This is a genomic window from Streptomyces bambusae (genome assembly GCF_019400985.1).
In the GTDB taxonomy this organism is placed as follows: Bacteria; Actinomycetota; Actinomycetes; order Streptomycetales; family Streptomycetaceae; genus Streptomyces; species Streptomyces bambusae_A.
Window position 1 is genome coordinate 1 of record NZ_WTFF01000282.1, and the last position, 9,458, is coordinate 9,458.

At 74.6% G+C, this 9,458-nt stretch carries 11 protein-coding genes; 4 read left to right on the plus strand and 7 right to left on the minus strand.

Annotated features, from left to right (window positions below):
• From lnt to GPJ59_RS28450, 5 genes are all read right to left on the minus strand, one after another.
• Positions 1-1,327: apolipoprotein N-acyltransferase (lnt, locus tag GPJ59_RS28430; RefSeq protein WP_219670565.1), on the minus strand; the 1,327-nt coding region annotated here is incomplete at its 3' end.
• A 38-nt stretch (positions 1,328-1,365) separates the two neighbouring features.
• Entirely contained in the window at positions 1,366-1,926 is a 561-nt protein-coding gene (locus GPJ59_RS28435) for a nuclear transport factor 2 family protein (protein WP_219670566.1), read from the minus strand.
• A 69-nt stretch (positions 1,927-1,995) separates the two neighbouring features.
• The gene (locus GPJ59_RS28440) at positions 1,996-2,172 is read right to left on the minus strand and encodes a hypothetical protein (protein ID WP_219670567.1); all 177 of its coding nucleotides are present in this window, start codon (positions 2,170-2,172) and stop codon (positions 1,996-1,998) included.
• A 119-nt stretch (positions 2,173-2,291) separates the two neighbouring features.
• Positions 2,292-3,167 (minus strand): undecaprenyl-diphosphate phosphatase, encoded by an 876-nt coding sequence (locus GPJ59_RS28445; protein WP_219670568.1) that lies wholly within the window; start codon positions 3,165-3,167, stop codon positions 2,292-2,294.
• A gap of 48 nt (positions 3,168-3,215) precedes the next feature.
• On the minus strand, positions 3,216-3,920 hold the full coding sequence (locus tag GPJ59_RS28450) for a TVP38/TMEM64 family protein (protein WP_219670569.1): 705 nt from the start codon (positions 3,918-3,920) through the stop codon (positions 3,216-3,218).
• A 309-nt stretch (positions 3,921-4,229) separates the two neighbouring features.
• Between GPJ59_RS28450 and GPJ59_RS28455 the strand changes: the two genes are divergently transcribed.
• Positions 4,230-5,075 (plus strand): patatin-like phospholipase family protein, encoded by an 846-nt coding sequence (locus GPJ59_RS28455; protein WP_219670570.1) that lies wholly within the window; start codon positions 4,230-4,232, stop codon positions 5,073-5,075.
• A 71-nt stretch (positions 5,076-5,146) separates the two neighbouring features.
• Positions 5,147-5,941, plus strand: a complete 795-nt coding sequence (locus GPJ59_RS28460) for a spermidine synthase (RefSeq protein WP_219670574.1) — start codon at positions 5,147-5,149, stop codon at positions 5,939-5,941.
• A 131-nt stretch (positions 5,942-6,072) separates the two neighbouring features.
• Here the strand turns inward: GPJ59_RS28460 and GPJ59_RS28465 are convergent, their stop codons facing one another.
• Together GPJ59_RS28465 and GPJ59_RS28470 are read right to left on the minus strand one after the other, a co-directional pair.
• Entirely contained in the window at positions 6,073-7,368 is a 1,296-nt protein-coding gene (locus GPJ59_RS28465) for an MFS transporter (protein WP_219670575.1), read from the minus strand.
• A 169-nt stretch (positions 7,369-7,537) separates the two neighbouring features.
• Positions 7,538-8,557, minus strand: coding sequence for a hypothetical protein (locus tag GPJ59_RS28470; RefSeq protein ID WP_219670571.1), 1,020 nt, complete (start codon positions 8,555-8,557; stop codon positions 7,538-7,540).
• A gap of 97 nt (positions 8,558-8,654) precedes the next feature.
• Between GPJ59_RS28470 and GPJ59_RS28475 the strand changes: the two genes are divergently transcribed.
• Positions 8,655-9,107: a DUF4442 domain-containing protein gene (locus GPJ59_RS28475; protein WP_219670572.1), complete on the plus strand. Its 453-nt coding sequence runs from the start codon at positions 8,655-8,657 to the stop codon at positions 9,105-9,107.
• Between the two features lie 62 nt (positions 9,108-9,169).
• Positions 9,170-9,373 (plus strand): DUF2191 domain-containing protein, encoded by a 204-nt coding sequence (locus tag GPJ59_RS28480; RefSeq protein WP_219670573.1) that lies wholly within the window; start codon positions 9,170-9,172, stop codon positions 9,371-9,373.
• Positions 9,374-9,458: the final 85 nt, after the last annotated feature.

Sequence of the window (9,458 nt, forward strand, 5' to 3'; positions counted from 1 at the left end):
GGCCGCAGCCGGCGCTCGTGCCGGTGAGCGTGGCGTGCAGCACCGGCCGGCCGGTCTCGGCGGCGCGCAGCGCGCCCAGCGAGGCGTGCTGCGCCGGGGCCCAGCTGTCCTGGAAGGTGGAGGTCGCCGACTGCACCACGACCAGGTCGGCGCCCCGGCCGGCCAGGTACCGGCTCATGTCGGGGAACGCCGACTCGAAGCACACCAGCGGCCCGATCCGGGCGCCGCCGCCCGGCAGTTCCATCAGGACCGGCCGGGTGCCCCGGCGGCGGTCCTCCTGGGCCGCCTTCCCGACCGAGGTGACCCAGCCCAGCACGTCGCGGGCCGGCACGTACTCCCCGAACGGGACCAGGCGCATCTTGTCGTACCGGTCGCCGGTCGGGCCCTCGGGGCCGACGAGCACCGAGGACTTGTAGATGCCCGGCCGGTCCGACCGGCGGGCATCCACGTTCACCAGCAGCGGGGTCCCCACCTGCGCCGAGAGCGCCGCCAGCCTGCGCGCCAGGTCCGGCCGCGCCGCGAGGTCCGCGCCGACGCTGCTCTCGCCCCACACCACCAGGTCGAGCCGCTCCCCCCCCAGGGAGCGGGTCAGCCGCTCGCCGGTGGCGAACCGCCGTTCCACGCTGTCCGGCCCGTCCGCCACCAGGCCCGGCTGGACCACCGCCACCCGCAGCACGCCCGTCAGCTCCGGCCCCGGCGCCCACAGCCACACCGCGCCCGTCAGCAGCGCGCACACCGACAGCCCGGCCACCGCGGGCACCCGGCCCGCCGGCACGGTGATCAGCAGCACCACCGCACAGTTGACCGCCACCACCAGCAGGCTCACCAGCCACACCCCGCCCACCGAGGCCAGCCGGAGCGCCGGCGCCACCTGCCACTGGCTCGCCCCCAGCAGCCCCCACGGCCCGCCCAGCCCCTGCCAGGACCGGGCCAGCTCCGACAGCAGCCACCCGGCCGGTACGAGCACCAGCGCCGCCGCGGCCCGCCCGGGGCCCGGGGTACCGCCCAGCAGCCGCCGCACCAGCAGCGCCCAGGGGATCCACAGCAACCCCAGCAGCGCGGCCAGCGGCAGCAGGAACACGTGCAGGCTCGGCAGCAGCCAGTGGTGCACCGCCAGCACCAGGCCCAGCCCGCCCAGCCACCCCTCCAGCGCCGCCCGGCGACCGCTGGGGGCGGTACGGACCAGCAGCATCCACGGCACCAGGGCGACGTAGGCGAGCCACCACAGGGCGGGGGCCGGGAACGCGAGCGCGGGCAGGGCGCCGGCCGGCACCGCGGCCGCCGCCCGCCACCACCGGGCCCGGCCGCCGGTCCCCTCGGTCAGCATGACGCGCCTCCCTCTCCAGTGTGGCCCGGCGCCCCCCTTCAGACGGACAGGGGGCGCCACTTCTCGTGCACGGTGACCCCGGTGAGCAGCCAGCCGTCACGGGCCCGTGTGCGCACGAGCGCGAAGGTGTAGCGGCCGGCGGCCACGAAGTTGGGCGCGGTGGCGGTGGCGGTGGCGGAGGCGGTTGTGGCGTCGGTGGCAGAGGCGGCGTCGGTGGCGGAGGCGGCGCCGGAATCCGCCTCCGCCTCCGCCACCGTCCCCGCTCCCGCTGCCGCCAGCCGCATCGGATTGACGAAGTCGGCGCGCACCAGGGCCCGGTCACCCGGCGCACCGCAGTCGTCCTCCAACTCGATCCGCCGGTTGACGATGAGGTGCTGCCGGACCGGGAAGCGCGCCATCGTCTCGGCGAGCCACTCGGCCACCTCGCCGGCCGGCCCCTCGATGCCCCCGGCGGAGCGGTAGTCGGCCCGGCCGCCCGGCGCGAACAGCTCCCGGTACGCCGCCCAGTCGCCGTCGTCCACCGCGACGGCGTAGCCGGTGACCACGGCGTCGATCGCCAGCCGGTCCATCACCGTCGCCAGATCCACACGCTGCGTCATCGGGTCAGTGTGGGACAGCGGACCCGCCAGGCCAAGGGCCGTGCGGTCCCCGGTGCGCCGGACGGGGCGTCAGTGGCCGGAATGCACCTCCCGCTGCCGTACGACGACCAGAAACGCGTCGGTGGCAAGGTCCATCACCACTTCCGCCGGTACTCCCTCGCTCATGCGCTGGGCCGCGTACTCCTCGGCCGGCCAGCTGCCCCGCGGACTCCCTGCCGGAAAACGCTCCAGCACCACTCGGCCCATGGGTCACCCCCTGCTCATCGGCTGCCAGGTTCCATCGTGCACAACGACGCGGGGGCCACCCGGGAACGTTCCCGGGTGGCCCCCGCGTGTTGCCCCCGCGTGTCGGTGGCCGGATGCGCCTACGAGCCGCTCTCGCCCGCGTGCGGGCTCAGCACGTCCATGCCGACCAGCACGAACAGGGCGACGCCCAGCAGGATCCGGTAGATCACGAAGGGCATGAAGCTCTTCGTGGAAATGAATTTCATGAACCACGCGATGACCGCATACCCGACGAAGAAGCAGAGGACCGTCGCGAAGATGGTCGGCCCCCAGGACACGTGGCCCCCGTCCATCGCGTCCTTCAACTCGTAGCCGCCGGAGGCCACCACGGCCGGGATGGCCAGGAGGAACGAGTACCGGGCCGCCGCCTCACGGGTGTACCCCATCAGCAGACCGCCGGACACGGTCGCACCCGACCGGGAGACGCCGGGGATCAGCGCCATCGCCTGGCAGATGCCGAAAATCAGACCGTCCTTGACGTTCAGCTCCCGGAGCGTCTTGCGCTCCCGGAGCGCCCGGTGCCGGCCGCCCGCCTCGTCGCGGGCCGCCAGCCGGTCCGCCACACCGAGCACGATGCCCATCACGATCAGCGTGGTCGCGGTCAGCCGAAGATCGCGGAACGGACCCTCGATCTGGTCCTTCAGCGTCACACCCAGCACGCCGATCGGGATCGACCCGACGATCACCAGCCAGCCCATCTGGGCGTCGTGGTCGGAGCGCATCGCCTTGTTCGTCAGCGACCGGAACCAGGCGGAGACGATCCGCATGATGTCCTTGCGGAAGTAGATCAGCACCGCGGTCTCGGTGCCGATCTGGGTGATCGCCGTGAAGGCCGCTCCCGGGTCCTCCCAGCCGGCGAACGCCGCGGTCAGCCGCAGGTGGGCACTGGAAGAGATCGGGAGGAACTCCGTAAGCCCCTGGACGAGACCGAGGATTAGGGATTCGAACCAGCTCATGTCGGGGTGCGCTCGTCCTTGTGATCGTCGGGCAGTGTCGTCCGAATGCTAGGGCCCGTGCGGGACCCCGCCGACCACAGGGGTGCCCTGGGCGGCCAGGGAGCCCGTGACCTGGTGCCGCTTGCGCCACGCCACGGCCGCCGCGAGCAGGCCCGACATCGCGATGAAGCCGAGCGAGACGAGGAACGCGGGTGAGGTCGGGGACGCCGCCGTGCCGCCTGCGACCACGTACGCGGCGGTGTTGGGGACCGTGCCGATCGCCGTCGCGAGCAGGAACGGCAGCCAGCCGCAGCGGGACACCGCCGCACAGTAGTTGGCCACCGCGAACGGCACTCCCGGGAAGATGCGCACCGCCAGCACCGAGCGGAATCCGTGCCGGCTCAGTTGCCCGTCCGCGGCCCGCAGCCAGCGCCCGCGCAGCAGCGGCCGCAGCGCCTCCTGCCCCATGACCCGGCCCAGGCCGAACGAGATCCCCGCGCCCAGCACGGTCCCCGCGACCGCGGCCGGCAGCCCCCACTGCGCCCCGAAGACCGCCCCCGCACCCAGGTTCAGCAGCGGGCGCGGCACGAACGCCGCGGTGCACAGCCCGTAGGCCACCGCGAACAGCAGCACCCCGGCACCCACCGGCAGCCCGGGCGGCCACCCCTGCGCGAGGAGGCGCTGGGGCTCGTACAGCCACACGCCCACGCCGGCCGCCGCGAGCAGCACGATGAGCAGCGACAGCCGGATCCACGGCGCGAGGAGGAGGGACATCCGGGGAGAGTAACCGACGGGCGCGAAGGCCCGCCGTCACGCAGGTCTCATCCGGACGAACCGCAGGCATCGGGACCGCGGCGCCCGCTGCCGGCATACGGAGCCCCGGCGCCCGCTCCCGGCATCCGGGCGCCCGGTTCCCGCTGCCGGTATACGGACCCCGGCGCCGGCTCCCGGCATCCGGGCGCCCGTGGCCGTGACCCACCCGTGGTGGCGGTGGTGCGCGTGGGTCACACTGCCCTCGGCGGACGAGGACGTCCGCGGACCGCGGCAGCGGACGGGCGGACGACGGGGACGAGAGGGAGCGCGATGGGCGGCGGGACGGCACTGGTACTGGGCGGCGGGGGACTGGCCGGCATCGGCTGGGAGACCGGCATCCTGCACGGCCTCGCCGAGGCCGGCGTCGACCTCTCGGACGCCGACCTCGTCGTCGGCACCTCCGCGGGCTCGGTCGTCGGCGCCCAGCTCGCCTCTGGCCTGCTCACCCTGCGCGAGCTGTACGAGCGCCAGCTCGGCGAACCGGCCGGCGAGGCCGTCGCGAGCCTCGGCGCCGGCAACCTCGCCCGCTACGCCTTCGCCCTGCTGCGCTCGCGCGACCCCCGGGCCTACCGGCGGCGGGTCGGCGCCCTGGCCCTGGCCGCCGACACCGGCGAGGAGGCGGCCCGGCGCGAGGTGCTCGCGCGGCGCCTGGTCTCGCACGAGTGGCCCCGGCGCCGGCTGGTGGTCACCGCCGTCGACGCGCTCAGCGGCGAGTTCAAGGCCTTCGACCGGGCGAGCGGCGCCGGGCTGGTCGACGCGGTCTCGGCGAGCTGCGCGGTGCCGCAGGTGTGGCCGCCCGTGACGGTCGGCGGGCGCCGCTTCATCGACGGCGGAGTGCGCTCCTCCGCCAACGCGGACGTGGCGGCCGGCTACCGGCGGGTCGTGGTGATCGCCCCGCTGCCGATGGGCACGGGCATCGTCCCGTCACCGGCGGCGCAGGCGGCCGCCCTGCGGCGGGCCGGCGCGAAGGTCGCGCTGATCAAGCCGTCCGCGCAGGCCCGGAAGGCCTTCGGACGCAACGTGCTCGACCCCTCGCGCCGCGATCCGGCGGCCCGGGCCGGGCTGGCGCAGGCCGCCGCGCACGCCGCCGAGGTGCGCGGGGTGTGGTCGGACTGACCGACAATGGTGCGGTGAGCGACGAGCAGATACCGGTGATCCGGGACGTGGGACAGGGCACCGCCAAGCTGATGCCGGACGTGGACCGGGACCGGGCGTGGCTGCTGACGGTCGACGGGGCACCGCAGTCCTACGTCGACCTCGACGACCCGGAGCACCTGGAGTTCGAGTACGTCCGGCGCCTCGGCCACGTCCTGGACTGCGCCGCGGAGCCGGGTGCGGCGCTGGACCTCGTCCACCTCGGCGGCGGCGCGCTCACCCTGCCCCGGTACGCGGCGGCCACCCGGCCGGGGTCGCGCCAGCAGGTCGTGGAGTTCGACCGGCCGCTGCTGGAGCTCATCACCGAGCACCTGCCGCTGCCCGAAGGGGCCGGGGAGATCGCGGTGCACGCCGCCGATGCGCGCACCTGGCTGGAACAGGCGCCCGCGGCGAGCGCGGACGTGATCGTCGCCGACGTGTTCGGCGGCTCGCGGGTGCCTGCGCAGCTGACCTCGGTGGAGTACGCGCGGGAGGCGGCGCGGGTGCTGCGGCCCGGCGGCCTCTACGCCGCGAACCTCGCGGACGGCGCGCCCTTCGCCTTCCTGCGCTCGCAGCTGGCGAACTTCGCCGCGGTGTTCGGGCGGCTCGCGCTCGTCGCCGAGCCGGCCGTGCTGCGGGGGCGCCGGTTCGGCAACGCCGTGCTGCTGGCCTCGGACGCGGAGCTCCCGGTGGGTGACCTCGCCCGGCTGTGCGCGGCGGACGCATTCCCGGCCCGGGTGACGGAGGGCGAGGACCTGACCCGCTTCGTCGGTGCGGCCCGCCCGGTGCCGGACACGGCCGCGACGCCCTCGCCCGAACCCCCGTCGGGCACCTTCACGCTGGGCTGAACCGGCGGGCAGGGCCGGCCGCCTTCGCCGCGAGCCCGTACGCGCGGCCACGCGTGCCTCCGGAGCCGGGCAGGGGTCGATCAGGGGCCGGTCCCGAGCCGGCCAGGGCCCGGCCCGGGACCGGGACCGGGTCAGGAGCCGGCCGCGAGCCGCTCGGGGGCGGTCGGGCCGTGGTCCTCGGCCACCCCCGGCCCGTGGTCCTCGGCCACCGTCACCCCGTGGTCCTCGGCCGCCCCCGGCCCGGTGACCTGCTTCGTCGGCCGCCGCGTGATCTGCCGGACGTCCGGCACCAGCAGCACCAGCGCCGTCGCGAGGACCACCAGGGCCGCGCAGCCCCACAGTGCCTCGGTCCGCCCGAAGGCCGCCTCGGCCGGACCCGCCAGGGCCGTCGCCAGCGGCAGCATGGACAGCGAGCCGAACCAGTCGTAGGCCGAGACCCGCGAGAACATCTCCTCCGGGATCTCCTGGTGCATCGTGGTCATCCAGTTGACGGCGAACACCTCGATCGCCGCGCCGCTGACGAGCATCACCAGGCACAGCGCCCACGCCGGCAGCGGGATCGCCAGCCCCGCCGACGGCAGCGCCAGCGGGAACACGCACAGCGTGCCCACCAGCAGCAGCCGCCGCGGCTTCCACCGCATCATCAGCAGCGCCCCGGCGAGCGTGCCCGCGCCGAAGGCCCCCATCGCGTAGCCCCAGGGGGCCGGGCCGCCCAGTTCGTCGCGCGCGACCAACGGCCCGTAGACGGACTCGGCGGCACCGACGACCGCGACCACGACGGAGAACTGCAGGACGATGCTCCACAGCCACGGGCGGCTGCGGAACTCCGTCCAGCCGTCCCGCAGGTCCGACAGCAGGCCCCCGCCCGCGCGCCGCGCGGTGGTCGCGCCGACGTCGAGGAAGGCGCGCAGCAGGCCCGCGCCGGCGAAGGACACGGCGTCGACGGCCAGCACCCAGCCCGGCCCCATCGCGGCGACCATCATGCCGCCCAGGGCCGCTCCGCCCAGGGCCGCGCCGCTCGTCGCCATGCGGAACACCGCGAAGGCGCGGTTGGCGTGCTCCGCGGAGACGCTGGCGAACAGCATGCCCTCGGCGGCCGGGTTGAAGAAGGCGGTGCCGGTGCCGCACAGCGCGGTCAGCAGCATCATCTGCCACAGCTGTGGGTCGCCGGCCAGCACGAGCAGGGCGAACAGGGCCTGCGAGACGCAGTTGAGGGCGTTGGCCGCGACCATGACGTGGTGGCGCGGCACCCGGTCGGCGACGGCGCCGCCGACGAGGAGGAAGAGGACGAGTGGGAGGGTGCGGGCGGCCGCGACGAGGCCGACGTCCCGGCTCGAACCGCCGGCGTCGAGGACGGCGAACGCGGCCGCGATGAGCGCGCCGTGGCTGCCGAGGTTGGTCACCACCGCGGACGCCGTCAGCAGCATGTAGTTGCGGCCGGCCCACGCGGGGCGGCGCGCGCGGCGGGGTCCGGAGGGGCCGGTGCGGCCGGCGTCGGGATAGCTCACCTACGGACTATCCCCGCCCCCGGGCCGGCGGACCAAACGAGTTTCCGGCCCGGGCGGCCCGGGCGGCGCGCGCCCGGGCCGGGGGGAATCAGCCGGTGCTGAGCCGGATGGAGCTCATGATCTTCTCGTACACGTCGGGCTTCATCTCCTCGCTGACGCCCGTCGGTCCGAAGAGGACCCAGTTGGCGAAGTCGCCCTTGGCGTTCTTGAAGCTGAAGGAGACGGACTTGCCGTCCGTGGTGGAGCACTTGTGCTCCTTGGGCAGCCCGTTGACGGTCGCGGTGGCGAAGTGCCCCTTGAGCCCGGAGGAGGTGGTGTACTCCGCCGGCTGCGTGATCTTGATCTTCTCCTTGGGCTGCTTCTGGGCGTACGCGGCGTACAGCCAGGAGCCGGCGTTGTCACGCGCGGCCTCGGCGGTGTCCTTCGAGCCCTGGGAGCCCTTCACGCCGGTGGTGCCCAGCGCGAACGTGTCCTCCTTGCCGTTCTTGTCGGAGTCGACCTTGCACCACTCCTCCTTGAGGTAGGCGGGAGCGGACATCATGATCAGCGCCGAGCCGTCGTTCTTGGAGGCGTCGCTGTAGCCGATGGAGAGGCCGGACGACTGGACCGCGAACTCCTGCGGGACGTCGAACGCCACGCCGTACTTGGGGTTGTAGACCACCTTCCAGCCCGGGATCACCGGCTGGAGCTGGCCGCCGGCGCGCGGGTTGTCGGTCGGCGCGGCCGGGGTGGCGGAGGTCGGGGCCGAGGGCGACGCCGACGCGGCGATCTCCGGCTTGTTGTCGGCCTGGGGCTCCTCGTCGTCCTTGCCCAGCACGAGCGCCGCGGTCACGGCGGCCGCGACCACGACCGCCGAAGCCGCCACGATGGCCACGGTCTTGGTGGAGGCCGAGCTTCCGCCGCCCGAGGCCTGCGCCATCGGCTGGGTCGTGGGCTGCTGGCCCCACGGCTGCACGGGCGGCTGCTGGGGCGTGCCCGGCTGGGGGTATCCGTAGCCGGGCTGCTGCTGTCCGTACGGGGCTTGCTGGTACGGGTTCGGCTGCCCCGGCTGCTGGTACGGGTTCTGGGGGTTCTGCTCGCCCCCCGGCTGCTGCTGTCCTGGCCACATGGCCCGTAACCATAGTGGGAGCGGGGTGGACGGGCCACGACCGCCCCCGCCGTCGGGTCTGGCCAAGCTCATCTACTCGTGGGTAACATCGCGTGCCATGAGCGCAGACCAGATGAACGTGGGCGAACTGCTCGCCGCGACGGTGCCGATGGCCCGGACCCTGAACCTCCAGTTCCTGGAGACCACCCCGGAGCGGGCGGTCGTCCGGCTGCCCGACCAGCCCGACTACCACAACCACGTCGGCGGCCCGCACGCCGGCGCCATGTTCACCCTGGCCGAGTCCGCGAGCGGCGCGATCGTCCTGGCGGCCTTCGGCGACCAGCTCTCGCGCGCCGTCCCGCTCGCCGTCAAGGCCGACATCGCGTACAAGAAGCTCGCCAAGGGCGTCGTCACCGCCACCGCCACCCTCGGCCGCCCCGCCGCCGACGTGGTCGCCGAACTCGACGCGGGCGGCCGCCCCGAGTTCCCCGTCACCATCGCCATCCAGCGCGAGGACGAGGCCGTGACCGGCGAGATGACCGTCGTCTGGACGCTGCGCCCCAACGCCTGACCCTGCCGGACGCCTCACGCACTAGAGTCGCCGCACACGACGTCGGACGTCAGGGGGTAGCGGTGGCGAAGGTGAGCATCAGTCTGGACGCCGAGCTGGTGGTGGAGGTGATGGTCCTCGCCGGCATCGGGTCCCCGCAGGACGCCGTCGAGGCCGTCGTACGCGACTACATCGCGCGCGGCCACCGCACCGAGGCCCGGGTGCAGAGCCGGGACGACTCCCGCCACGAGCCCGACGCGGGCCAGTACCAGCCGCCGCAGGGCTGAACCGGCGCGGCCGCGCCTGCGCGTCACTCCCGGGCCCGCGGCCCGGCGGCGCACAGTGGGCGCGGGGCGGTCCCGCTCTCGTGTA

Bases quoted from the DNA above. Each gene is read 5' to 3' on its own strand.
- GPJ59_RS28455 (WP_219670570.1), top strand. From the start codon at position 4,230: ATGGGCGGCGGGACGGCACTGGTACTGGGCGGCGGGGGACTGGCCGGC.
- GPJ59_RS28470 (WP_219670571.1), bottom strand. From the start codon at position 8,557: ATGTGGCCAGGACAGCAGCAGCCGGGGGGCGAGCAGAACCCCCAGAAC.
- GPJ59_RS28465 (WP_219670575.1), bottom strand. From the start codon at position 7,368: ATGCTGCTGACGGCGTCCGCGGTGGTGACCAACCTCGGCAGCCACGGC.
- GPJ59_RS28435 (WP_219670566.1), bottom strand. From the start codon at position 1,926: ATGACGCAGCGTGTGGATCTGGCGACGGTGATGGACCGGCTGGCGATC.
- GPJ59_RS28445 (WP_219670568.1), bottom strand. From the start codon at position 3,167: ATGAGCTGGTTCGAATCCCTAATCCTCGGTCTCGTCCAGGGGCTTACG.
- GPJ59_RS28460 (WP_219670574.1), top strand. From the start codon at position 5,147: ATGCCGGACGTGGACCGGGACCGGGCGTGGCTGCTGACGGTCGACGGG.
- GPJ59_RS28450 (WP_219670569.1), bottom strand. From the start codon at position 3,920: ATGTCCCTCCTCCTCGCGCCGTGGATCCGGCTGTCGCTGCTCATCGTG.
- GPJ59_RS28440 (WP_219670567.1), bottom strand. From the start codon at position 2,172: ATGGGCCGAGTGGTGCTGGAGCGTTTTCCGGCAGGGAGTCCGCGGGGC.
- GPJ59_RS28475 (WP_219670572.1), top strand. From the start codon at position 8,655: ATGAGCGCAGACCAGATGAACGTGGGCGAACTGCTCGCCGCGACGGTG.